Source organism: Paenibacillus sp. XY044 (genome assembly GCF_002257645.1).
Lineage (GTDB): Bacteria > Bacillota > Bacilli > Paenibacillales > Paenibacillaceae > Paenibacillus_AQ.
The window spans coordinates 80,638-104,965 of the sequence record NZ_NQMO01000014.1 but is presented as its reverse complement, the minus strand read 5'-3'; the positions used below and the strand labels follow the sequence as shown (position 1 = coordinate 104,965).

The 24,328-nt window shown below is 51.8% G+C and carries 24 protein-coding genes; 8 read left to right on the top strand and 16 right to left on the bottom strand.

Going from position 1 to position 24,328, the window contains the following annotated elements; all coding sequences use genetic code 11:
* The first annotated feature begins 133 nt into the window (after positions 1–133).
* The 5 genes from CJP46_RS33520 (at position 134) to CJP46_RS33500 (ending at position 5,452) form a co-directional block, all read left to right on the top strand.
* Positions 134–1,027, top strand: a complete 894-nt coding sequence (locus tag CJP46_RS33520; protein WP_094599954.1) for an ABC transporter permease — start codon at positions 134–136, stop codon at positions 1,025–1,027.
* A 12-nt stretch (positions 1,028–1,039) separates the two neighbouring features.
* Entirely contained in the window at positions 1,040–1,930 is an 891-nt protein-coding gene (locus CJP46_RS33515) for a carbohydrate ABC transporter permease (RefSeq protein ID WP_094599953.1), read from the top strand.
* Between the two features lie 47 nt (positions 1,931–1,977).
* A complete protein-coding gene (locus tag CJP46_RS33510; protein ID WP_094599952.1) occupies positions 1,978–3,594 on the top strand; it encodes a type 2 periplasmic-binding domain-containing protein in 1,617 nt (538 codons plus the stop codon).
* Positions 3,595–3,699: 105 nt separating this feature from the next.
* On the top strand, positions 3,700–4,695 hold the full coding sequence (locus CJP46_RS33505; RefSeq protein ID WP_179281438.1) for a LacI family DNA-binding transcriptional regulator: 996 nt from the start codon (positions 3,700–3,702) through the stop codon (positions 4,693–4,695).
* A gap of 310 nt (positions 4,696–5,005) precedes the next feature.
* Positions 5,006–5,452, top strand: coding sequence for a copper amine oxidase N-terminal domain-containing protein (locus CJP46_RS33500; protein WP_094599950.1), 447 nt, complete (start codon positions 5,006–5,008; stop codon positions 5,450–5,452).
* A 252-nt stretch (positions 5,453–5,704) separates the two neighbouring features.
* Here CJP46_RS33500 and CJP46_RS33495 read toward each other — a convergent pair whose 3' ends face one another.
* Positions 5,705–6,046: a winged helix-turn-helix transcriptional regulator gene (locus CJP46_RS33495; RefSeq protein WP_094599949.1), complete on the bottom strand. Its 342-nt coding sequence runs from the start codon at positions 6,044–6,046 to the stop codon at positions 5,705–5,707.
* Positions 6,047–6,196: 150 nt separating this feature from the next.
* Here CJP46_RS33495 and CJP46_RS33490 point away from each other — a divergent pair, with 150 nt between their 5' ends.
* Positions 6,197–6,550, top strand: a complete 354-nt coding sequence (locus tag CJP46_RS33490; RefSeq protein WP_094599948.1) for a DoxX family protein — start codon at positions 6,197–6,199, stop codon at positions 6,548–6,550.
* A 133-nt stretch (positions 6,551–6,683) separates the two neighbouring features.
* Here the strand turns inward: CJP46_RS33490 and CJP46_RS33485 are convergent, their stop codons facing one another.
* From CJP46_RS33485 to CJP46_RS33435, 11 genes are all read right to left on the bottom strand, one after another.
* Positions 6,684–7,652, bottom strand: a complete 969-nt coding sequence (locus CJP46_RS33485) for a magnesium transporter CorA family protein (RefSeq protein ID WP_094599947.1) — start codon at positions 7,650–7,652, stop codon at positions 6,684–6,686.
* A gap of 133 nt (positions 7,653–7,785) precedes the next feature.
* Complete coding sequence (locus tag CJP46_RS33480) at positions 7,786–8,556, bottom strand: sigma-70 family RNA polymerase sigma factor (RefSeq protein ID WP_076176089.1); 771 nt, start codon at positions 8,554–8,556, stop codon at positions 7,786–7,788.
* The gene (gene rsbW / locus CJP46_RS33475) at positions 8,553–9,005 is read right to left on the bottom strand and encodes an anti-sigma B factor RsbW (protein ID WP_094599946.1); all 453 of its coding nucleotides are present in this window, start codon (positions 9,003–9,005) and stop codon (positions 8,553–8,555) included. The genes CJP46_RS33480 and rsbW overlap by 4 nt, the downstream gene beginning before the upstream one ends.
* An 18-nt stretch (positions 9,006–9,023) precedes the next feature.
* Positions 9,024–9,362, bottom strand: coding sequence for an STAS domain-containing protein (locus CJP46_RS33470; protein ID WP_094599945.1), 339 nt, complete (start codon positions 9,360–9,362; stop codon positions 9,024–9,026).
* A gap of 113 nt (positions 9,363–9,475) precedes the next feature.
* Positions 9,476–11,152, bottom strand: a complete 1,677-nt coding sequence (locus tag CJP46_RS33465) for a response regulator (RefSeq protein ID WP_094599944.1) — start codon at positions 11,150–11,152, stop codon at positions 9,476–9,478.
* Between the two features lie 17 nt (positions 11,153–11,169).
* Positions 11,170–12,030: a CheR family methyltransferase gene (locus CJP46_RS33460; RefSeq protein ID WP_094599943.1), complete on the bottom strand. Its 861-nt coding sequence runs from the start codon at positions 12,028–12,030 to the stop codon at positions 11,170–11,172.
* 73 nt (positions 12,031–12,103) lie between these two features.
* A complete protein-coding gene (locus tag CJP46_RS33455; protein WP_094599942.1) occupies positions 12,104–15,763 on the bottom strand; it encodes a response regulator in 3,660 nt (1,219 codons plus the stop codon).
* Entirely contained in the window at positions 15,760–16,929 is a 1,170-nt protein-coding gene (locus CJP46_RS33450) for a PP2C family protein-serine/threonine phosphatase (protein ID WP_094599941.1), read from the bottom strand. The genes CJP46_RS33455 and CJP46_RS33450 overlap by 4 nt, the downstream gene beginning before the upstream one ends.
* Positions 16,930–17,143: 214 nt before the next feature.
* On the bottom strand, positions 17,144–17,488 hold the full coding sequence (locus CJP46_RS33445) for a YflT domain-containing protein (protein ID WP_094599940.1): 345 nt from the start codon (positions 17,486–17,488) through the stop codon (positions 17,144–17,146).
* A gap of 92 nt (positions 17,489–17,580) precedes the next feature.
* A complete protein-coding gene (locus CJP46_RS33440; protein ID WP_094599939.1) occupies positions 17,581–18,093 on the bottom strand; it encodes a hypothetical protein in 513 nt (170 codons plus the stop codon).
* Positions 18,094–18,141: 48 nt separating this feature from the next.
* Positions 18,142–18,642, bottom strand: a complete 501-nt coding sequence (locus tag CJP46_RS33435) for a DUF948 domain-containing protein (RefSeq protein ID WP_094599938.1) — start codon at positions 18,640–18,642, stop codon at positions 18,142–18,144.
* Between the two features lie 246 nt (positions 18,643–18,888).
* On the opposite strand from CJP46_RS33435, the gene CJP46_RS33430 reads away from it, so the two are divergent.
* Positions 18,889–19,053, top strand: coding sequence for a DUF1328 domain-containing protein (locus tag CJP46_RS33430; RefSeq protein WP_094599937.1), 165 nt, complete (start codon positions 18,889–18,891; stop codon positions 19,051–19,053).
* Positions 19,054–19,198: 145 nt separating this feature from the next.
* On the opposite strand, the gene CJP46_RS33425 is transcribed toward CJP46_RS33430, so the two are convergent.
* Both CJP46_RS33425 and CJP46_RS33420 read right to left on the bottom strand, forming a co-directional pair.
* Entirely contained in the window at positions 19,199–19,771 is a 573-nt protein-coding gene (locus tag CJP46_RS33425; RefSeq protein ID WP_094599936.1) for a hypothetical protein, read from the bottom strand.
* 30 nt (positions 19,772–19,801) lie between these two features.
* Positions 19,802–20,455, bottom strand: coding sequence for an SGNH/GDSL hydrolase family protein (locus CJP46_RS33420; RefSeq protein WP_094599935.1), 654 nt, complete (start codon positions 20,453–20,455; stop codon positions 19,802–19,804).
* A gap of 239 nt (positions 20,456–20,694) precedes the next feature.
* Here CJP46_RS33420 and CJP46_RS33415 point away from each other — a divergent pair, with 239 nt between their 5' ends.
* Entirely contained in the window at positions 20,695–21,069 is a 375-nt protein-coding gene (locus CJP46_RS33415) for a hypothetical protein (protein WP_094599934.1), read from the top strand.
* A 174-nt stretch (positions 21,070–21,243) separates the two neighbouring features.
* Here the strand turns inward: CJP46_RS33415 and CJP46_RS33410 are convergent, their stop codons facing one another.
* Positions 21,244–22,077 carry a C40 family peptidase gene (locus CJP46_RS33410; RefSeq protein ID WP_094599933.1) on the bottom strand — a complete coding sequence of 278 codons (834 nt, stop codon included), beginning with the start codon at positions 22,075–22,077 and terminating at the stop codon, positions 21,244–21,246.
* 297 nt (positions 22,078–22,374) lie between these two features.
* Positions 22,375–24,210 (bottom strand): outer membrane protein assembly factor BamB family protein, encoded by a 1,836-nt coding sequence (locus tag CJP46_RS33405; protein WP_094599932.1) that lies wholly within the window; start codon positions 24,208–24,210, stop codon positions 22,375–22,377.
* Positions 24,211–24,328: the final 118 nt, after the last annotated feature.

Here is a 24,328-nt window from a genome sequence, read left to right as displayed (position 1 = left end):
CTTATTCCTACTGTAATCTCTATGTTAAATTTCAAAAAAACGCTTGACTTTTAGGTCTGGTGCCGTAAGAATGTGGAATAAAAACAGGCTCATTTTTATAACGCGTTATTAATTATGTTTGGAGGCGCCGCTTATGAGAGTGTTCAGGAAATACTGGGATTTGTATTTGCTCATCCTTCCCGTCTTGGTGTATGTGCTCATCTTCCACTACTATCCGATGTTCGGCCTGCAGATCGCCTTCAAGAACTTTGTCGCCGTCAAAGGCATCTGGGACAGTCCCTGGACCGGGCTCGATCACTTCCAGCGATTCTTCGACAGCTATTACTTCTGGCGCCTCATCCGCAACACGCTCGGCATCAGCCTGTACGAGCTGGCCGTCGGCTTTCCGGCCCCCCTGCTCCTAGCGCTGATGATTCACGAAGTCCGCCACCGTACTTTCCGTAAATTCGTCCAAACCGTCACCTATGCGCCGCATTTCCTGTCCATGGTCGTGCTGGTCGGCATGGTTCTGATGTTTCTTTCTCCGCAAAAAGGCGTCGTCAACCATCTGATTACCTGGTTCGGAGGCGAGCCGATTCCCTTCCTGACCGAACCCGAATGGTTCAAAACGGTTTATGTGCTCTCCGGTGTCTGGCAGTCCGCAGGCTGGGGATCCATCATCTATCTGGCCGCGCTCGCGGGCATTGATCCGGGCCTTCATGAAGCCGCTATCATCGACGGAGCCAGCCGCCTGCGCCGGATTTGGCATATCAACCTCCCCGGAATCATGCCGACGGTCGTCATCCTGCTGATCCTGAACCTCGGGAGTCTGATGGGAGTCGGCTTCGAGAAAGTGTACCTGATGCAAAACAGCCTGAACAAAGAAAGTTCCGACGTTATTGCCACCTATGTTTATCAAAGCGGCATCCTCGGTTCCCAGTACAGCTTCTCGGCCGCAGTCGGATTATTCAATTCGGTGGTGAACTTTATTCTGCTGGTGATCGTCAACGCCGCCGCGCGCAGGCTTAACGAAACCAGCCTTTGGTGAGGAGGGATTACCGTGGATCATCCAACGATCGGCGACCGCATTTCGGGCGCATTCATTTACGCCGCCTTGGCCGTCATTCTGATCCTTGTGCTCTATCCGCTCATTTATGTGCTGAGCGCATCGGTCAGTGAGCCTTCCGCCGTGATCGAGGGCCGTATGTGGCTGTTTCCCGTCGACTTGACGTTTACCGGGTACAACAAAATCTTCCACAACCAAGAAGTGCTGATCGGCTATCGCAATACGATTCTCTATACCGTGGTCGGGACCGCCATCAATTTGTTCATGACGACCGCCGCAGCCTACCCGCTGTCCCGAAAGGACTTTGCCGGACGCGGCGTCATTACCGCCATCCTCGTGTTCACCATGTTCTTCAGCGGCGGCCTGATCCCTACGTACCTGCTCATCAAAAGTCTTCATATGATCAATACCGTCTGGGCGCTTATCCTTCCGGGGGCCGTTTCGGTTTATAACATCATCATCATGCGCACCTTCTTTCAAATGAGCATCCCGCCGGAGCTTCAGGAAGCGGCGGCGATCGACGGCTGTGGCAATCTGCAGACGCTGTGGCGGATCGTCCTTCCGCTGTCGATGCCCATTCTGGCGGTTATGGTGCTCTTCTACAGCGTCGGGCACTGGAATTCCTACTTCAATGCCCTCATTTATTTGTCCGAACGCAGCAAGTTCCCGCTTCAGCTGTTTCTCCGCGAAATCCTCGTCAAGGGGGAAGTCGACAACATGGTTCAGGGCGGGGCCGCCATGATCGGCCAGGATCAGCAAATATTGGACGCCGAAATCATTAAATACGCCATGGTGGTTGTCGCCAACGTCCCGATTTTTCTGCTGTATCCGTTCCTGCAGAAATACTTCGTCAAAGGCATTATGATCGGCGCGATTAAGGGCTAAACCGCTCTTGTCGATAAATTTGATGTGTTCAGGGAGGTCTTATCCGTATGAAATGGAAAAAAGGTGCACAGCTGCTGACCACAGTTTTGATGGTGACCGGGATAATCGCAGGCTGCAGTGGGGGTTCTGGAAACGGACAAGCGGAGGAAAAGCCTGGCGGGGAAACCAGCGGGGAGTCATCCGTTAGCGCAACCGGTTTTCCCATCGTGCAGCAGCCGATTACGCTGAACTTCTTTGCCGGGCAAGCGGCCAGCGCGCCCCCGGACTGGAACCAGGTAGAGATTTGGAAAGAGTATGCGGCAAAGACGAACATCAACGTCAACTGGCAGCTTACGCCCGTGGACAGCCTGACGGAAAAACGCAACCTGCTGCTGGCGGGCGGGGACCTGCCCGACGCCTTCCATACCGCGAGGTTTACCAGCGTCGATCTGGCGAACTATGGTGCCCAAGGACTCTTGATCCCGCTGAACGACCTGATTGACAAATACGCCCCCAACTTCAAGGCTTTGATGGAAAAGCATCCGGAAATCAAGAAGGGACTGACGATGCCCGACGGCAACATCTACTCCCTCCCCACCTTCTATGATCCGGACTTCAAATCCGTCGTCATCGGCTCGGAGCTGTGGATCAACAAAAAGTTCCTTAGCGCACTCGGGATGAAGGAGCCGACGACGACTGAAGAGTTCTATCAGTATCTAAAGGCTGTGAAGACAGGCGATCCGAACGGTAACGGCAAGAACGATGAAATTCCGTACGCAGCCAGCGGAGTCGGAGGACTGCTCGATCAGCTGAAGGGCTCCTGGGGTCTCGGCAACCGGGGGAACACCCACCCCCGCGTAGATATGGACCCGGATAGCGGCAAGCTGAGATTTATTCCGGCGGATCCGAAATACAAGGAGCTTCTGCAGTATGTGAGCCGGCTGTATAAAGAGAACCTGTTTATACCTGAAATTCTGACGATCAAAGGAAATGAGGTACTCGCCAAAGGTAAGGACGGCCTGTACGGTTCCTTTATGTACACCAATGCCGATACGTTCGGCGATCATAAAGATGATTATACGGGCGCAAACGCCTTGACCGGCCCGGGTGGGGACCGGCTGTTCTCCCGGGCGCGCTCCCCTCTCGTGGATGCCGGCGCCTTCGCCATTACCAGCAGCAACAAGTACCCGGAAGCTACGATGCGGTGGGCGGATTACTTCTACAGCGAGGAAGGCAGCACGATGTTCTTCATGGGCATCAAGGACAAAAGCTATGTCGTCAAACCTGACGGCTCTGTGGACTATACCGACGAATATAAGGCCGATCCCGAATTCGGGAAAAAGTACGTTTCCTGGGCCGGCGGATATTATCCGGCCATGCTGACGGCCAAGACGTTCAAGGGCGGCGAGAGCTCGCCGGCGAACCTGGAGGCCGCGAAAAAAATCGAGCCTTACTATCCGGAAGAGGTATGGCCTCCGTTCACGTATACACAGGACGAAGTGGCCCGCTTCACCTCGCTCGAAACCGACATCAGCGCCTATGTCGAAGAAATGACGACCAAATTCGTGACGGGGGATGCCCCGTTCTCCGAATGGGACAGTTACGTGGCCACGCTCAAAAAAATGGGGCTGGACGATTACATGGACATCTATAACCAAGCTTACGAACGGTACAAGAAGGAATAGGCAACTTTTTTCAACGGAAATCGACCTATGCTATAATACAGCAAAGAACAGCCCGCAAGGCAGCCCATGTCTCGCCGCCACGGTTACAAGGAGAGTGTAATACGCATGTCCGTTACAAAAAAAGAAATTGCCGAGTACCTCGGCGTGTCCCGCTCTGCGGTTTCCCTCGTTCTCAATAACGCGCCGGGCAGCACGATTTCGGAAAAGACGCGCCAAAGGATCCTTCAGGCCGCCAGGGAACTCGGGTACGACGGGGCGGATGTCACGCCGAAGCTGTGCTTTATTTTGTACGGACGCGCCCCTGACGACCCCAGGTACATGTACGACCTCGCGACGATTGAGCAGGCGGCAAGCCGCCACCATTTCTCGCTGCTGTTTATGAACGTGCAGGCGGATGCCGAGGGGCTCGAAAAGATGCGCAAGGCGGTTCTGAGCAAGGAAGCGGAGGGCTACTTCGTGACAGGCGATCTGGACGATAAAGCGATCGACCTGATTACCGAAGCCAAGGTACCCTACCTTTTCTACGGGGGCATCCCCCGTGAAGGCACGAACAGCATCGTAATGGATCATGAAAAAGGAGCTTACGAGTCCGTGAAACACCTGCTTTCGTTCGGGCATAAGCAGATCGCCTTCTTCAGCGGGAGTTTGAATATTCCCATTCATCAGAAAAACCTGAACGGCTACTACCGGGCGCTGGAGGAAGCCGGCATTCCGGTGGACAAATCGCTGGTCCAGGCCAGCAGCGGCGAAGACGGCTACGAGCTGTGCGCCCGGATGAGTGTCCTTGATATCGGCTATACGGCGGTATTTGCCGTCAATACGGTGATTCAGTTCGGTGCCCTGCAGTGGCTGAAGGAGCACGGCGTGCAGGTCCCCGGCGAGGTCAGCCTCGTCGGTTACGGCTTCTCGGAGCTGGCGAAGCTGAGCAAGCCGCCGCTGACCACCTTTTACGTCGCCCCTGCGAGCCGCGAGCTGGCGGTTAACCGGATGATCGAAATGATCCGCAGGAAGGATCTGGAGCCCCAAGTGACCTATTTGACCGAGATGGAGTGCTTTCCCGGACAGACAGTTGCCGCGAACACGGCAAACACGAAGCTTTAAGCAATGACAAGCGTACGGTCGGGACTGGTGTTCCGCCCATCGAAGTAGACAGCTATAGGAATAAACCAGGCAGCCTTAGTACGGTACTCCACCGGACTAAGGCTGTTTCATTTTAGGCGCTTCCTGTTTTCGTTCTATTCGATTACCGTCGTATAGCATTCCCGGGTAATTTTTCAATTCCGTACACTGACAGCAATAATACTGTAACAATTGTTGTAGATAGCTCGTTATATTAATAAAAAACGTATTTAATAGGCAATGGATACCATGATATCTATTGCCTATTAAATATCAAAGGGGGATTTGCAAAATGAAATCTACGGTAAAATTATTAATTTCGACTATGGCGATTTTCATGATATTTGAGGTAAATGCGGCCTTTGCTTCTCGAGAAAAGCCTTCCATCTTCGTAAATAATGAGAAAATGGATATTTACGCAAGCGTAACAAATAGTGGAACCACTCTAGTTCCGATGAGGCCTATTTTTGAAAAGTTCGGTATGACTGTAAATTGGGATAATAAAACGAAGTCAGTATCCGCAACAAACGGTGGAACATCAATCAAACTTATTAATAATTCCAATGAGGCTTACGTCAATGGAAAAGTTCAAGTTCTGAATCAGGCACCTAGTTTTAATCCAGACAACAGTACTTTTTATGTAAACCTCAGATTTATCGCGGAGACTTTAAAAGCAAATGTCGAATGGAAAAAAACAGCTAATGATGCATCAATAAATATTAATTTTCCTCAAAATTAAATTAGTGCCAAGCAAGCCAAAGAAAAGAGGCCTCTTCTCAACTAATGAGAACCGAGGCCCTTGTTTGTTCCAGCGCCTGGGATTCAACCAGAAACATAGCATGATTAAAAGCCGCAACCTGGTTTCGACATTTCCCACCGCCTTGGAAATCGGATAGGAATACCTTTCCCCCGCTTCGTAGCACAGCAGACCCTGCAGCAGTTCTTTATCAGACACTCCAGGATCCAGCCAAATCTTCAGTTCCTTGCCCCGTCACTCTGCCTGCTCTTCCCCATAAAGCTCCTGCAGATGAGCAATGTGATTGACTCCCCAGTCATTCATAGCCTGGAGCAATGGAGTCATTCGCTGGCCATAGTCCGTAATGGAATATTCGACCCTTGGAGGAATCTCCTTATACACCTCGCGATGCACGATATCGTGATATTCCAATTCCCTTAACTGTTGGGTCAGCATTTTCTTCGTGATGTCCGGGATCGACTTCTGAAGCTCGCTGAACCGCATCGTTCCATGGTTCAACAGACGGAGCAAAATCACGGGCTTCCATTTCCCGATCAGGATATCCAGCGCCGTTTCAAACTTACAATAAGTATTCACGCACATCCTCCTATCCCCTTGATTGGCTTAAGGTATATTTTTCGATACTACGTTTATTTAAAGTGCCTACTTCCATCATCCCACCCTTACTCCCTATTATATATCCATGGTTAAAGACGAAACAGAGCCAGGATAAGGAGCAGTGAAGACATGAATGTTGTACTTTGGATTGTGCAAGGAATCTTGGGAGCCGGATTCATCTATTCCGGTTGGATGAAGGCGTTTCAGCATGAACAAGCGCGAACGGCCTGGCCGTGGGTTGGAGACGTACCTAAACCGCTCGTTTGGGGGATCGGAATGGTGGAATTGGCCGGGGTTCTCGGATTGATTTTGCCCTTGGCGACGGGGATTGCACCTATATTGACGCCTATTGCCGCACTTGGCCTGGCCGTGACTGTGCTGCTCGGAGCCGCTTTTCATGTGAGTCGGAAGGAATATAAAGAGATTGGCATCAATATCGTGTTTCTGGTGCTGGCGATCGTCGTCGTTATCGGCTGGTGGTAGCCTCGTTAAATGCACAATCCCCTCCAAGCATACGGCTGTGCGCTTACTCAGCCTTTGTCTGCTTGCAGGGGACCTATCCGTCGACGGGATTAACTATTTAACTCGAGTCCTGTTTTTGATATTCGGCAAGATGTTAGATCTTCGACTTTTTCGATTTGACTTTGAGCAAATCGCCGGTCCATCCCTTCCGGTGCATCCACAGATACATGATGGCAGTGCTGAGGAACGTAATCAGCATGATCCCGATGAATCCCCACGGCATATTGATGCCCGGCAGGTTCTGAAAGTTCATCCCCCAGATCGCACCGGCCACGGTAGCCGGGGTAAAAATCGCCGTCAGGATTGTCAGTGTCTTCATGATCTCGTTGCCGCGGAACGCCGAGATGGCATCATCAATCGATATCAGGGTATCGATCTCATCCTCGTAATGGCGGAACGCCCGGTCCATCCGTTCGATCCGGTGCAGCAGCTGCATGAACGGCCGGCTGTTCTCCAGCTTGTCCAGATATCCTTCTCTGGCGGCCGCGATCAGCTCCTGAAACGGAGTGAACAAATTGCTCCAATACAGCAGCGCAAACCGCGAATTCAGGATTTTGTCCATCAAATACCGTTGATTGTCCATCTCCATCGCATGCTCCAGCTTACGGAGGTTTGCTTCGAAATGATCCAGACCGAGATGAAAATAGTGCAGAATCGTCCGTGCCAGCACGAACATACCGTCCACCGCACTATGGCATTGATGCAGCATGGCTGTGCGTTCTGCCGTAGCCATGATTTCGCGGGTATTCTGATCCAGATTGATCGTAATAAGCTGGTCGCGCTGGACGTAAAAATGGACCCGATCCACCTGACCACTGTCCTCCACTTCCATTTTGACCGAGTAAGGCAGCGTGCCGAACATAACGGCGTCCACGCCGTTGGGAAACCGGACGGACATATAATTCTGCCCGATGTTCGGAATGACTTCCAGCCATTCCTCGATCAGGGGGCATGCCTCCTGCAGTTGCCTGAAGTCCTCCGATGACCAGTCCTCCACCGCCAGATCATGCCACGTCCAGTGGCCCGCAAAGGATAACACATTGTTTGAAACCTCAGCAGCCATACTATCCGCCTCCTTTTTCTCACCCAGTCCATATCTCTGTTCACCAAAAAGGACACGCCGTATATTCTCAGGGGAGAACTGGCGTGTCCTTACGAACTTCCGGTTGACTCGATACATAACATAAGCTTGTCCGTCATTGGTATGAATTAGACATGATTTCTTTCAGCTTCTCTGTTGCCCGTTTCTGAATCCTCGATACGCTCATCTGGGAAACTCCCAGCTTCTGAGCAATCGAGCGTTGGGATTCACCATCCTGGAAAGCAAGCAGCAGCACTTTCTGCTCCTGTTCCTTCAGCTGGCTCATGGCCTGCTGAAGGTCCATCCGTTTTTCCACCGAATCATAGTCATTGACGTCCGAGCTGATCAGTTCACCGAGCGTTGCACCCGTTTCCTCTTGGGACAGCGGAGAGTCCAGGGAAACATAGTGGTAGCATTCGCGTCCGGCTAGAACCTCCACCGTTTCTTCCACGGACAGATCCAGGAATTCGGCGATTTCGCGGACGTCCGGCGAACGCTCAAGCTTGACGGTCAGCTCATCGATCGCCTGCTGGACGAGTGCGCCCTTCTCCTTGATCCTTCTTGGAACCTGGATATACCAGGACTTATCCCGCAAAAAGTTTTTCATATGGCCGATCATGCTCTTCATGGCATATGGCTCAAATGGAATTCCCAAGCTGATGTCATACTGCTGCAACAGCCGGATCAAAGCCATCTGACCGACCTGATACAGGTCTTCATACAGATCCGGACGGTTTCGGGCGATTTTGCCCGCGGCCATCTTGACCATCGGTTCATATTTTTGGATAAGCACGGTAGCGATATCGTTGTCTTTGGTCTGCTGGTATTCCCAGATCAGACCGACCGCCTCGCTCATGGACTCGGGGGGAGTCACCTTATCATTCATACTTTCTCCTCACTTCTCATGAGCCGTTTAGTCATAACCACCTGGGTGCCGTGTCCGGTCTCATTATCTACCGTCACATTGTCCATCAGCGCCTCCATCAAATAGAAGCCGAGTCCGCCGATCTCCACATCATGCAGGTCTTTATCATGCAATGTCACGGTGTTTTCAGTGCGGTCCATCCGGTCAAAGCTCTCCCCGTCGTCCTTGACCTTTATGGACAATTGGTCACTGCCTATTTCGAATGTTACTTCCACCATGCCGCTTTCCTGACCATAAGCATACAAAACGGAGTTGTTACAGGCTTCCGATACAGCTACCTTCATATCCTCAATGTCTTCATACGAGAAACCCATCTTCGATGCAATCCCATATAAGTTCAACCTTACGATATCTACAAAATCAGCATTGGCCGGTAATGTTATCACGACTTTTTGGACTTCAGCATTCATACTTTCTTCGTTCCTTTCCTATTGGGAATTCCTACTGGCAGCAAAGAACTTCGCAATACCCGTCATGTCGAACAGCCTTTGGATTTGGGAAGGAACCTCTTCCACGACAAAACGGGCATTCATTCCATGTCTCGCTTTCAATATGGACAATAGAATGCCGATTCCCGTGCTATCGATATATTTCAAATCCTTCAAGTTAATCACTAAATCGATCTCGGAATCCCCAACAAGCGGTTCCATGACAAGTCTGAAGTCGGGCGCCACCGATAAATCCAGCTCCCCGCTCAGGTAAACCGTGCAGGACCCTTCATGGCGCTCTGTCGTTGCATTGAACTTTTCGCTCTTATTTGTATTCATAGACATTCTCTCCCGATTTTTTTGTTTTTCTTGTATATGAAAAGTTAACCCTAAAGTTCCCCGTTTGAATCAGCTTGTACGCAAGCTTATGCCTAGCAATATTTGGGCGACCGTTACATCGAGTTGGCATCGGACGTTTGAAGGCCTTGGCTCTGCGCAGGTACCGGATGCTTCATCAGCATCTCCTTCACCGATTTCATATTGACCGGCTTGCTGATATAATCGTCCATCCCGGCTTCCCTGCACCGGCTTCGGATGCCTTCCATCACGTTGGCAGTCATGGCGATGATAGCCGGGCGGTATCCCTGGAACTGCATCTCACGGATGATGGCCGTCGCCTCCAGACCGTCCATCACCGGCATCTGCAGATCCATGAAGATCAGCCGATACACCGGATTGTCGCGGATTTTATCCACCGCCTGCCTTCCGTCCTCGGCCACCTCCGCTCTCAGTCCCAGCTTGGCAAGCATGCTCACCATCAGCTTCTGGTTGACCGGATGGTCGTCTACCACGAGGATCAGCGGCTCTTCGTCTTTCGCGGACGGCAGTGATACATGCAGGTCGTCGCCCATTCCCATCATGCCGTCATCCGATTCAGGCTCGCTTGTCCGGATCGTAAAGATGAACGTGGCCCCTTTCTCCTCGGTCGATTCCACGTAGATGCTCCCGCCCATCATTTCAACGAGCGATTTGCAAATAGCCAGCCCCAGTCCCGTGCCCCCGTATTTCCGGCTCATGGAGGAATCCAGCTGGGAGAACGGCTGGAACAAACGGTTTTGCTTATCCGGCGTAATGCCGATACCGGTATCCTTCACCGCAAATTCGATCATAAGACTGCCGTCTTCGGCTCTCTCCCGAAGAGACGCCATCAGATAGACCCCACCCTGATGCGTAAACTTCACCGCATTGGAGATCAGATTGATCAGTACCTGGCGCAGGCGGGCCATATCCCCATAGATGATAGGCGGAATCCCTTCGTCAATAAAGTACGCCAGCTCCAGTTCCTTCTTCCCTGCTTCCATGGAAAAGAGGCTGAATACTTCCTTGATGCAGTTTTGCAGCTCAAACGGATGCTCCTCCATCTCCATTTTCCCGGATTCCATTTTGGTAAAATCGAGAATGTCGTTGATCACCGTCACCAGCGCGTCGGCACTTTTACGGATAATCTCGGTATATTCCAGCTGCTCTTCCCTAAGCTCGGTTTCCATCAGCAGATCCACCATGCCGATCACGCCGTTCATCGGCGTGCGGATTTCATGGCTCATCATGGCCAAAAATTCGGTTTTGGCCTTGGCCGCGATTTCAGCCGCCTCTTTGGCTTTAATGAGCTCCTGGTTGGCTTTCTCCAGCTCCTGCGTTTTTTGCTGCAGCAGCATGGACTGGGTTTTATGCTTTTTGCTGGTCAAGTACATTTCCACAAAGCCTTCAATCTTGGACTTCAGAATTTGCGGGATAAACGGCTTCACCATATAATCAATCGCTCCGGCTGAATAGCCTGCGAATAGATGCTCGGCTTCTTTACTGTTCGCTGAAATAAAGATGATCGGAATATCCTTTGTCTTATCCCTTGCCTTGATCAATTTGGCTGTTTCAATCCCGTCCATACCCGGCATTTGAACATCCAGTATAATCACAGCAAACTCATCCTTCAGCAGGCACCGGAGCGCTTCTTCTCCGGAAGTCGCCTTTACAAGATTATATTGCTCACTCTCCAGCACAGCTTCCAGGGCGAGTAAGTTCTCCGGACGGTCATCAACCAGCAGAATATGAATCGGTTCTTGAGACCCCATGGAATCCTCCCACTTCTCTAGTTAATCTTCCTGTAGATTTTCTCCACACGATCCAGCGGTTCGTATGAATCGCTGTACTCCGTAAATTGTATCGACTCTTTTGCTCCAAGGACCAGAATCCCGAAACGGCTTAGGCTCTCATAAAACAGCCCGTGGACATGGTCTCTGAGCGTGTCGTTGAAATAGATCATGACGTTGCGGCAAAAAATGACGTTAAACTCGTTAAATGAGCGGTCCGTTGCCAGATTATGCTCCGCAAAAATCATGTTTTTGCTTAGAAAAGGCTGAAAAATCACCGAGTTATACTTGGCGGTATAATACTCGGAAAAAGAACGGGTTCCGCCCGCCTCAATGTAATTTTTCGTATACAGCTTCATTTTCTCAATCCCGAAGATCCCCTGCTTTGCCTGCTCCAGAGAACGGTCGTTCATATCCGTGGCGTAAATCCTGGCCTTGTCCAGAAGCCCCTCTTCATGCAGCAGGATCGCCATCGAGTAGACTTCTTCTCCGGTAGAGCAGCCCGCATGCCAGATGCGGATATACGGATAGGTTCTCAGCAGGGGAACGATCTTTTTCCGAAAAGTCAGAAAGAGATTCGGATCGCGAAACATTTCCGTGACGGGAATCGACAGATTATGAACCAGCCGCTCAAAAACAGGCCGCTGATGCAGCACCTTCTCCTGGAGCTGGGATATGTTGCTTAAATTCTCCGCACGGATAAAGTGCCATACCCGGCGCCGGAGCGACGGGATCGCATAATCGCGGAAATCGTAGCCATATAAACGGTGAATCCCTTCAAGAAGAAGCTCCAGCTCGATATCTTCTCGTTCCGTCTCGTCCTTCACGGGGATGTCGTGATCTGTATTACCCAAATCCATTCTCTTTCCTCCTGCTTATGTTTGCTTCAAAGATGAAAATGAAATGCTATTACCTATTACCCCGTTATTGCCATTACGAATACAACCAAACCCGCATCAGGGACAACAGCTGCTCGGTCTGGATCGGCTTCTTTACGTAATCGGAAGCGCCGGCCTCAATACACTTGGAGCGGTCCTCCTTCATCGCCTTGGCGGTCAGGGCAATCATCGGAAGCTTGTGGAACTGAGGCATCTGGCGAATCTGCCTCATCGCTTCATAACCGTCCATCTCCGGCATCATCATATCCATCAGCACGAGATCGAACGGCTGGCCTCCGGTCAGAATGTCGATTGCCTCGCGCCCGTTCTCGGCGAAGATCACCTCCATGCCGTAATTCTCCAATACGCTCGATAAAGCAAATACGTTCCGGATATCGTCGTCGACGAGGAGAATCCGTTTGCCTTCAAACAGCGATTCCTTATTATGAAGCTTCTGCAAAATTTGACGCTTGTCCTCGGGCAGGTTGGCTTCCACCCGGTGCAGGAACAGCGTAGTTTCGTCCAGAAGGCGCTCAGGCGATTTCACGTCCTTGATAATAATGGACTCGGTATATTTGCGCAGGCGCATTTCTTCCTTGCTGTCTAGATCCTTGCCGGTGTACACAATGATCGGCAGATAGCCCAGGCTTTCATCCTGCTGAATCTGATCCAGCAGCTCAAAGCCGGTCATATCGCTCAGCATCAAATCGAGCACCATGCTGTCATAGCGCGTTTTCCGCAGCTCGCTGAGCGCTTCCTTGCCAGTGGACACGGCGGTGATCGCCACGTCATCATAATCTATAAGCTCAATAATCGAACGGCGCTGGTTGTCATCGTCCTCGACAATGAGGAGATGCTTCAGCGACTGCTCGGTATACGATTCAATATGCGAGAAGGCATGCTCCAGGGACGCTTTGGTGGAAGGCTTCTTCAAGTAGGCAATAGCCCCCATTTTCAGGCCCTGCTTCACTTCATCCGATACCGAAATGATGTGGACCGGGATATGGCGGGTTGCCGAGTTACCCTTCAGCTCACCCAGGATCGCCCAGCCGTCCATGACCGGAAGCTGGATATCCAGAATGATCGCATCCGGCAGGTAAGTCTTCGCCATATTGAGGCCAACATCGCCCTGCATCGCTGAGAGGGCCTTAAAGCCTCTCCCCCGTGCCATATCCATCAGAATATGGGCGAATTTGGTGTCGTCCTCAATGATGAGCAATACTTTGTCTTTGTCGGCAATCCGCTCGCGGTCGTCTTCCAGCGGCGTCACCACCTCAGGCTCCGCCTTAGGTTCGCCCTGCGGCTTCTGCACCGGCTTAGGCAGCAGCAGCTCCGCCGCGGGAGCAGCCTCCGCTTGAGCGGATAGGAACGGAGACGCCTCCGCTTCCATTACCGGGAGATACAGCGTAAAGCAGCTTCCATGCCCTTCTACCGATTCGACATCGATGCCCCCGCCAAGCAAGCGGGACAGCTCGCGGCTGATGGAAAGACCCAGCCCGGTTCCGCCATACTTGCGGCTGGTCGTACCGTCCACCTGCTGGAACGCTTCAAAGATTAGGTCGGTCTTATCTTTCGGAATACCGATGCCGGTATCCTTGACGGCCGCCGCGATATATTCCTTGTTCCGATCCAGATAACCCGGCAAGGACTCCGGATCCGCCCGCCGGACCGTGAACACGACCGAGCCTTGACTAGTAAACTTAAAGGCGTTGGACAACAGGTTGCGCAGGATCTGTTTGACCCGGTATCCGTCGGTCACGACGGACTCCGGCACATCGGCGTCCACGTGAACGTGAAGCGCGACCTGCTTGGAATTGGCCAGAGGTTTGAAGTTCTGGTTGACGAAGGTCTGCCATTCCTCGATCGGCACCTTCTCCGTGTTGATCTCCATCTTGCCGGCATCAACCTTGGACAAATCCAGAATTTCATCGATCATCTTGAGTAGATCGGCACCCGACATGTAGATTGTATGAGCGTATTCCTTCTGCTTATCGCTCAGGTTTCCTTCCTTATTCTCGGACAGGAGCTGCGACAGGATCAGCAGGCTGTTGAGCGGCGTGCGGAGCTCGTGGGACATATTCGCCAGAAACTCCGATTTGTATTTACTGGTCACCGCCAGCTGCATCGCCTGCTGTTCCAGTCTGGCCTTCGCATCCTCGACCTCGATGTTCTTCTCCTCAAGCTGCTGCATTTGTTCTTCCAGCGCACGCGTCTTGCCGATCAGCTCGGTATTGAAATGCTCGAGCTCCTCCTGTTGGCGCTGCAGCAAATCCTCGGAACGCATGAGCGCTTCGGTCTGCTCCTCCAGATTTTCGTTGGAGCGGCGCAGCTCCTCCTGTTGGGTCTGCAGCTCTTCGGATTGGCACTGCAGCTCCTCGGTCAGCGCTTGGGATTCGCGCAGAAGCTCCTCCACGCGGACACGGCGGTTAATATTGTTCACAATGACGCCGAGACTCGTCGTGAGCTGGGACAGGAGCTGCCTCGACAGCTCGCCGAACGGCTCGAACGCCGCCATTTCGACGACACCGAGCAGCTCCTCTTCAAATATAACCGGGTAGATCAGCAGGTGGGCCGGCTTGGCCGAACCAAAAGCCGAATCTACCGACAAGTATTCCTCCGGCAGCTCGGTTACGATCGGTTTGCGGTCGAGGGCGCTCTGCCCGATCAGACCCTCTCCGATTTCGATCCTTGATCTTGGCGTGCGTTCCCCCTGCCCGGCGTAAGTTCCGCCAAGAGACAGCATATTCGGATTTTGATCATCGTCCTGAACATAAATAGCCCCATAGGCTGCCCCGATGATCGGCGTAAACTCGCTGATAAACATCTGGGACACCTGCTTGCTGGAATTGATACCGCGCAGAAGCTCGGTCACCCGGCTGGCATTGGAATTGAGCCAGTTCTGGTCCTTCTGGGCCTGAAGATAGTTCTGCTCCAGCTCCTGCTTCTCTTCCAGATCTTCGGCGATTTCCTTGAATACGTGGGCCACCTGGCCGATTTCGTCCCTTGAAGTCACCTTAATCCGGCGGATGGCCTGAATCCGTCCTTTGGCAAAGCTGCTGATCATCATGTTCACGACGCCGAGTCCCCTCGTGATGGTGGAGATGACCCACAGGATGACGACAAGTCCAAGCAGCAGGCCGGCAATCATAATGGCGGTCGTGATCTGAACGGAACGGCTGTATGCCGTTTTGGCATTACTGATCTGCTGATCGACCAGCAGATCCTGGTACTCGGACAGCGCGTTGATGCTGTCTACTGCTTCCTGCTGGATCGGGGTTCCGCTTGCGTTCCGGTAAGTGTTGGCGTCGTCCATCATCCCTTTGGATAACAAGGAAGATTGCTTGTTGATATATTCCTTGTAATCCGACCATGCTTTCTGAACTCGGTTCAGCATTTGCTTTTCCTCAGGAGAGGTGGTGCTTGCATTCAGCTTCTGCAAATTTTGTTCGCCCTTGGCGATCATATCGTTGATCTGTGAAGTGCTGTTCTCTGTCGCCACGTTGTGATTCAGCATCATGCTCATGACAAGCCTCGACATATCGTTCACTTCGCTCCGGACACCGCTGGAATACCGCACTTTAAGATACCGGTCCTCATAGATACGGTCCATCTGCTTGTTCATATAATTCATGCGGTCGTAGCCTACCACCGTCAAAGCAATCAAAATGAGCATGAGCGAACCGAAGCCGATGACCAGCTTAGTCTTCAGTTTCATTCTTTATTCGCTCCCTCTTTTAACGAAATCCAGACGAGACATTTATCGTCTTCCCGTTCCTGGGTTCCATGGTCTTCAAAAAATGCCTGGTACATCTTCTTCTCATCCCATTCATGCGAATGCTTCAGATGGCTGACCAAGAAGTCGACTTGTTCGTCATGGTCGCCTTGGACCAGCTCCAGCAAGCCGTCGGTGTACAGCGCAATATGGCCCTCGCCTTCGTAAGACAGAGTCTGCGGATCGATGTCCATCTTGTCGAACAGGCCGACCGGGCAGCAGGCCCGGTCAAGCAGCAGCATGTCCCCGTTCTGCTGAAAAAATATAGCCGGAGGATGCCCGGCATTGACATAATCAATCCGTTTCATCGAAGTGTCCACAACCAAATAAATAGCGGTAAAATAATATTGGACGAGCTGATTCTCGATGTGAAGCTGGTTGAACCGGCGGTTCAGCTCCTGGATCACTTTCTCGGGCTCCACATAGGTTGTTACCGTATCCTTCAGGACCGACGCAATAAACATCGTAAACAGGGACGACGAGATGCCGTGCCCCATCATATCCAAAAGAATGACGCCGTAACGGCCGTTGCCGAGGGAATACCAGGCATACAAATCGCCGGCAAGCTCGGCGGAAGGCTGATAAATGGCGTGGACCTCAAAAAAATCGTCCTCAATGGCGGGACTCAGCACCGCATTCTGAACAAGCGCAGCCAATCTCAGTTCTTCCTGAATCCGCTCATCGCGCTCCTTATGCCAGTCCTTCTCATGTTTTAACCGGAGCGCCAGCCGGATCCGGGCCATCAGCTCCACTTTGTTGATCGGTTTGGTCACATAGTCGACCGCGCCGGCATCAAGCGCCTCGGCTAATTTTTTGGAATCCCCCACCGCCGTGACCATGATGATCGGTATATCCTTGAGATGCTCATTTTTCTGGATCACCTGACAGGCTTCGATCCCGTCCATTTCAGGCATCATCATATCGAGCAGAATCAAATCAAAATTGGATGGCTTCGGCTGATCCTCTTTGGCATAGCCTTCCGCTCCCAAGATTTCTAACATTTCTCGTGCCGATGAAGCTTTATCGATATCCCGGTAGTTTTCCTTTTTTAAAATCTCCCGGATAATAATGACGTTCGTCGGATTGTCATCAACAATTAATATTCTCATAACCCTCTCCTTACGGTCCTATGAAATTGTTGAAATCTCTATTTATATACTATATACCATACAACGGGAATTTTTCAGTATCTAAGGTCTATCAGTCGTTGGAACTCAGGGCATGATATGCCACTTGTTCCAAAAACATAGATAAGGAATGGGATAACGTCTCCCATTCCTTATCTATGTTTTTGACATGCATCTGTATGCGGCGCAACCGATCTCATGCCTTTTTGGCAATCACCAGCACCTTGCCCAGATCCAGTTCCTTTTCATAAAATTGAGCCTCGGCCTCCGTAAATCCAAGCGAAGTGATTTTGGCCCGGAGCTCGTCCCCGCGCGAACGGAACAGATTAGCAAGAGCATCAAACATGCCTTCTTCTTTAATGCCAACTTCACTTGCCCCTGCCGTATCCGCGATCCGGTCGGTCCGGTCGCCGTCATGGGCCAGTACGAAAATATCATCGTATAAATAACCCGCGCTGCGAAGCTGATTGACTTCCTCTACCGCTTGGACGCCGTTTTCCACGATTTTTGCAAATGACTTGGTATTGGTTGATGAATTCATTGTTCTCACTCTCCTATTCTTTGTTGATCCCGTACATCTTCTAATTAACCTCCGCTGGTTTAGATGAAACGCCGGTTCCAGGAAAAGGCAGGTTATTCGCTCGCTTGGTCAAAGAAATCGACTCCCGCAAGTCCTCCCGTTTCCGGATTCGTATAGACCTTGACGGCATGGTGTCCGCGAATGTAGACGTCACCATCCTCCGCCTGGAACTGCGGCTGTCCCAAAGCATGGGCAACCTGGAACTTGCTCAAAGGGATCCAGGAGCCGTTGATTTGGATCTTCCCCGCGGCCGATCCCACGTGAACGTAGTCCACAATGCCGTCACACAGCACGACCGCCGCGTCTTGGTAGACGTAGGCCGAGCAGCCGGTGAACGGATCGGGTGTTACAGTGAGCGGCTTGCCCTTATGGGCGATCACATCCTGTTTGGTATCGTTCAGGGAAACCCCGTTCATCGTATCAAACGCGGTAAAGTGCTCAGGAGTTAGCCGGACTGCCTGACGGACAGTTTGGGCATTCGCAATATGGCCCGGATCAGGCTGGGCAGAAGACACGAAGGACAAGGGTGACAGTATTCCAAGCAGCAGCGTAATCATTTTCAACATGATTCCCATCCTTTCTGTTGTCAATTGATCCAGCCTGAGCCGTTGGTCCTAGTGGCGCAGTCTTTGCCAAACCGCCGCGGCGGTGTCAATCCATTTGACCATGCTAACCGCAGGCTTGGCCTTTGCTCCCGTTTCATATACAGCCGAATAGGATTGGATCGTGCGCTCTTCCGGCGTCGACGCGGAAGCAATGCGCCGCGGACGTGACTCCACCTGGTGCTTAGGCTGCTTAAACCTGTGAATCAAGGTTGTGGAAGCCTGCTTCGCGGCCAGGGTTACTTCGCTGAGCACTTCGCCCAAATTTTTTACCGAATTCATAACCGGATCAATCTGCTTCATCTTATGCTCGACATCCGCCGTAATATCGTTGGCGTGCCGGACGATTTGCTTGATCTCATAGCTGAGTTCGTCGATCGTCGACTGAACCTCCTGCAGGGTTTGGGTCGTCTTCTCGAGCGAACTTTTTGCGGCCAGCAGCGTTTTAATGAGATAAACGACAAGGACCGCAAAAGCGACCGCGATTAACGCGACACTAAGCGACATAATCATGAGCATAACCTCTCTTTCGTTGTCTCTTGCAAGATGCCCTCCATGCTTCCTGTAAGGCCCCGTTAAGCGTTAGTTACCCTATCGCCCAAATGACGAAACAGCGCCGTTTTATACCTCGGACAGGGCTTGTTTCATTCCGCATAGGCCCGGTTAAGTATGACTACGAGGGTGAACGGGACCTGCTGATTCATCGGCTTCGGTCCAGCAATCCATCGCCCAACTTTACAGGAAAGAAAGGTGAGCAAGATGCTAAAATGGTCGATTATTTTCTTGATTATCGCGATCGTCGCCGGAATCTTCGGGTTCTTCGGAATCGTATCTGCAGCGGCTACTATCGCCAAGGTGCTGTTCTTCATTTTCCTGGTTCTCTTCGTCATTTCGCTGTTTACCGGCCGCAGCCGAACGCCTTAACGGCATAAGGCAGAAGATAGAAGAGAACATACAAACACAAAGAGATAAGAAAAAGGTTAGAATGAGCAAAAAAACCAAGCGGTCCTTCGGAGGAAGGCGCTTGGTTTTTTTATTGATCAGAAATTCGTCCGTCATGTTTGTTTCATTAGAAGAGCGACGGCAGCTCTAGCCAGTTCACCTTGAATGTCAGCTTGACGCCCTGATCCAAAAACTGAACTCCGTCCACTCTGAGAATGTCCGGCAAATGCTCCTTAAGCGGTACGGAAAGGGTGCCGAGCCCCCAAGTCTCCGCCGGGACGCGAATGGACTTGATCCTCGTGGATTCATGTTTCAGCACAATGACGCTGCCGTCGGCATCCATCGTAAAGGTCAGCTGGGCACCAAAGGGGATAAACTCCCATTTGCCGTTAATATCCGCAGTAACCTCCTGCCCATGGAACTGAAATTCGGCTCCAGTAACGGTAACCTGCGGGGGCATGTCGCCCATGTGCTTGATAAGCTCCTTCTTGGCCAGCTCATTCAATTCCTCGCTGCTCAGCGTAATTTCCGGCTTCTTCGTCTTCAGCATCTGCATGGCCATATCCTCGACATTCAGATCCATATAGTTCAGATTGAGCTTACGGTCCGGAGCAATGTACCAGATCAGCATGCCGGCGGCGATAATGACCACGATGACGAGCGTGATGATGAACCGAAATAAAAACTTCCCCAGGCGCATGTCCGCCCCCTTTCTGCCTTAAAGGCAAATTCACTCCAAAATCCCGCTTTGCTGTACCGCTGCAAGCCATTGTGCGGCGACAAGGTCATGGCCCGCTGCAGTCGGGTGAACCCCGTCCCACAGCCAATAAGCCGCATCGGACCGCTTCGTCGCCTCATCAAACGCAGCCTGGAGCGGCACGTGAACCGCATTAAATTCTTCCACCAGCCGGCGAACCGTATCCTGGTATCCCGACAGAATCCTCATCCACTGGTCCCATGCCTGGTCCGTGGCCCCGGTCCGCAAGATAAAGGGCCCGCACAGGACCAGCTTCGTTTCCGGCAGCTTCTCCTTGGTCTCCTCCAGCACATGCCGGTAAGCCCGCTCGAAACGGTCCGTGACCCCGCTGGGTTCCCCGGAGACCGTCCGCCATGCGTCGTTCACCCCGATCAATATGCTGATCACATCAGGATGAAGGCTGAGCGCATCTTCATTCCAGCGTGCATACAAATCGGATGCCCGGTTGCCGCTAATGCCCCGGTTAATGAACAGGGGCTGCTTATCCGCATGCTCGTGCCCCAGTTTCGCCGCGATGATATAAGCATAGCTGTGCCCCAAAATGTGATTAAGGTCGCTCCCCCGGTCGCGCTTGCCGTCTGTAATGGAATCTCCTTGAAATAAAATGACCTGCCGTGATTTTCGCATTGTGCACCTCTGTTCTAAGAATAGGTTGATCAGAGCATTTCTAAAGTTTCATTATCGGCCTATTTCAAAAGCAGGCAGCCGGGATTTTTGGTACCATCCTCCCTGACGCTTCTACCATATTTATGGTAAACTAAAACAATGTTTTTTTCTACGATCTACTAGATAACTTGGTTCATTTTACCGCCAGAGGGTTATTTGGATAGTGTAGAAGCATACTATTCCAAGGAGGAACACAGTCTATGAAAAAAATCATTACTATTGCAGCAGCACTCGGATTAATGGCTTCCATGGGAACCGCCGCATTCGCGGACAACGCATCAACAACGGACAGCACGTCCACTGCGACTTCTGTCACAGGCACGTCGGAGACCGTTACCGAACCTAGCAAGCTGGTACCTGAGCCGATCATCTCGGCTGGAGAAGAAGTTACGCAGCCTACGGTACCTCTCATCCTGACGGTAAATACACCGTTCTACTTTGAGCCCGGCGGTAAAGTCGCAAGCGTGCTGGCTCCGCAAGTGGTGAACACTACGGGAAACCGCGTCGGTTCGCTAATCGGTGAATGGGTAGAAGTATATACGTGGCTCGGAACAGCCTGGATTCTTGTAAAATAAGACATCCTGAAGCAACATGCAAGTACTAGAAAGAACTAAGGGTTTTACTAACGGGTGTCGGCGTCATTTAGTTCCTTCTACATAGAATATAATCAAATCCTCCGTACAGCAAAGTCTTTGCGGGGACAACAAAGGACCGGAGAATTCTCCGGTCCTTTACAATTAAGCGGCCTGTTATTTCAGAACGCTGCCTCCGTACATAAATCTCAGCTTCCAGGAATTGCTGAAATCCGATACCGTGACGCCGCCGGCCTCATTCGAGTACGTATGCAGCAGCTTACCGTCGCCTAGATACACCGCTACGTGGGTAATCCGCTGGCTGGACTTGTTGATGCCCGAGTACGCGGAAGCGCTCGATCCGCGGTAGCTCATAAAGAACACGAGATCTCCCCGCTTCAGCTGATCCGTACTGTATACAGCCTTGCTGTTTTCCTTCACCCAGGAGCCCTGCTGTCTGGAATCCGCCGGAAGCACGACGCCGGCAGCCTCCTTGTAGATTTGGCGGGTAAAGTCCGAACAGTCGAACGTGGTCGTTGTATTCCGGTTGGAACCAAACTCGTAAGGGGTCCCCAGGTATTTCATACCGGTCTGGATCACCTTTTCGATCGTGGCATTCGTATTTTCAGCAGATGCAGGCGGTGCCGATTCAGAGGATCCGGTACTTGGCTGGGATGCCGATCCGGAGCCCTTGACGGCTATGTATTTTTCGCGGGTGCTGACGTAGCCGACTTCGCCCGACGATGTCTTCACTTTATAGTAATAAGCCGTGCTCTTTTCCAAAATCTGCACGGTCTCTCCTTTTTTCACATAACCGAGCACATTGCTGGACAGGGAAGGCTTGTCCCGAAGGTTCACCGAGGCCTGAATGACGCCGACCTGGCCCTGTGCCTGAACCTGGCTGGATGCCGATGCCGCTTGTGCCTCATGGCCGGTCGGGATGATGACGGCTGCAGAAATGGCAGCGGATAATAGCAGGCACCCGAGTAAGCTTTTCTTGATGTTAATCATTTCATTCCTCCTTGAGATGTCTGAGTCGCTTGAAGAAGCCGGGGAATACCGGCCCGCTTTGCGCTTGCTCTCATTATAGGCAGGAGGGTCGAGAAACCGCATGGCCCTTTTTACACAAAAAAGCACTCCAAATGTTGGTATAATGCAGGTCTATGGTCTCAAGTCCCCCTGGTTCCTGGAAATCAGGGAACATTAAGTCAATGCCCTCGACCGGAATCCCAACAGAAAAACAAGGCCGACTCCTGTTCAGAGTCAGCCTTGTACGTTAATTTTTTCACCAGACGAGAGCTTTCCCGACTATTCCTCTACAGGGGTCCCGCTTTCCGTCCCATCAAGAACCGGGATGTCTTTCCCGATTGGAGCGGCGGCGCGGACGACCTGCACCGGGGCAGACGTTCTGCCTCCTCTATATTCGGCATAGATCTGGGTCAATCCCGGCTTGTGACCGATCAGATTCCCTTCCTCATCGACCTCGGCGATGTCCGGGTGACTGCTGCTGAATTGAACCTGCTTGGTTATGTCCGATTGCATCTGCGTGTTATAGTCATACAGGAAGACCTTGATATCCACCGCCGAACCTTCCGAAAGCGAGTATTCATTCGAATCCAGCGTGAGATAGCCGTTCAAGGGATCATATTCGTTCGTATCTTCCGGTAATACGGTCACGTTCAATCTGGCTGTATAGCCCTCATAAGATGCTTCTACATAGGTGTTCCCCGGCTCCCGTCCCGTGATCCGGCCCAATGCGTCGACGTCCGCAATCGTCCCGTCCCCGGAAACGTAGACCGCCGCGTTGGACAAATCGCTTTTCGTTCCGTCGTCATATACTGCTTGAAGCACGGTGGAGACGCTGGAACCTGTTTTCAGCTTCTTTTCCTTCTCCGTATACTCGATGCCGGTCAGCATTCGCTCAGCAGGCGGCTGATCCGCCGGCGGCGTGAGCTTCATCAGCTGGAATTTCGCGCCGTCCCCCCGCTGAACGGTCCCAGGGAATATATAACCTCCGTCCAGAGTTCCCGATGCGGTGCCAACTCTGTAGATCGGAGGCCCCTTGAACAATTCCCTGCTGATCAACTCTCCGTTCCGATTGACGCTTAACACGCCGTACTGATGCTTCCACTCTGCACTCCAGTCCAAGTATGTAACATGTTCCCCCAGCATCGCGTAGCCCTCTTCCGTTTGGACCAGACGATTGAAATTCTGGGAATTGGTACCATCCTGATATGTTTTCTCCCATTGCACCTTTCCGGTCAGATCCGTCTTGGTAAGGACCGGCACGCCGTTGCCGTTGACGGATTTACGGCTCAAGATCATATAGCCTCCGTCCTCCGCCGGAATAACTGAGTAGGCTGTCCAACCGCTGCGCGGCTCGACCGATTGCTTTGACCATACCTCTTTGCCTTGATCATCGATCTTCATCACCAGCATCGCATCATGTTCTCTCGATTCATATTCCACCATACCTGCGTGGCCGACAGCGATGTAACCCCCGTCGCTCGCGGGAATCAGATCGGTTAAATAGTCGCTTCCCGAAAAACTGTACTGATTGTACCACAGCGTATTCCCGCTTTGATCGATCTTTGTGATATAAGCTCTGTCATAAGCTACCCAGTGGACGATCCCGCTACCGGCGATCAAAAAGCTGCCATCCTCCGTCTCGACGATGGATTTCGGGTTTTGATCATACCCCTGGACATCCATCGCTTTCTGCCACACCACTTTCCCCGATGCATCCAGCCTGATCAGGAACAGCTGCCGAATCGGCTCGAACTCTTCAGACGTGTTCCCCGCGATGAGGTAACCCCCGTCCTTTGTCTCAATGGCCCGGTATGCCGTACTGGACCCCCAGTCATAATAAGCCAGCTTCTGCTCCCATTCCACCTGCCCTTCTCCATCCAGCTTTACGACATAGGCCTTTCGATACATATCATAGATATCGCCCAAGGCTAAATAGCCGCCGTCCGACGTAGGGATGACCCCCTCCCCGCTGGATTGGCTTCCGTAATCCCTGGACCATTCGACAGCCGACCTCCCCGATTCCGCGGCCGCATGGCTGAATCCCGGCAGAAGCCCAAACATCAGCAGCAAACCGGCAGTACACGCAGTCAATAATCGCGAAAAAGTTCTGCTCATAGCCCCACTCCTTTCAATAAATGAGATTTGTTAGACGCAAGAATTTGTAAAATCCCCCCATCTATGTCATTATTCATTGAATTCCTAAGAGTGGGTATCCTCCAAACTTCATAATTAC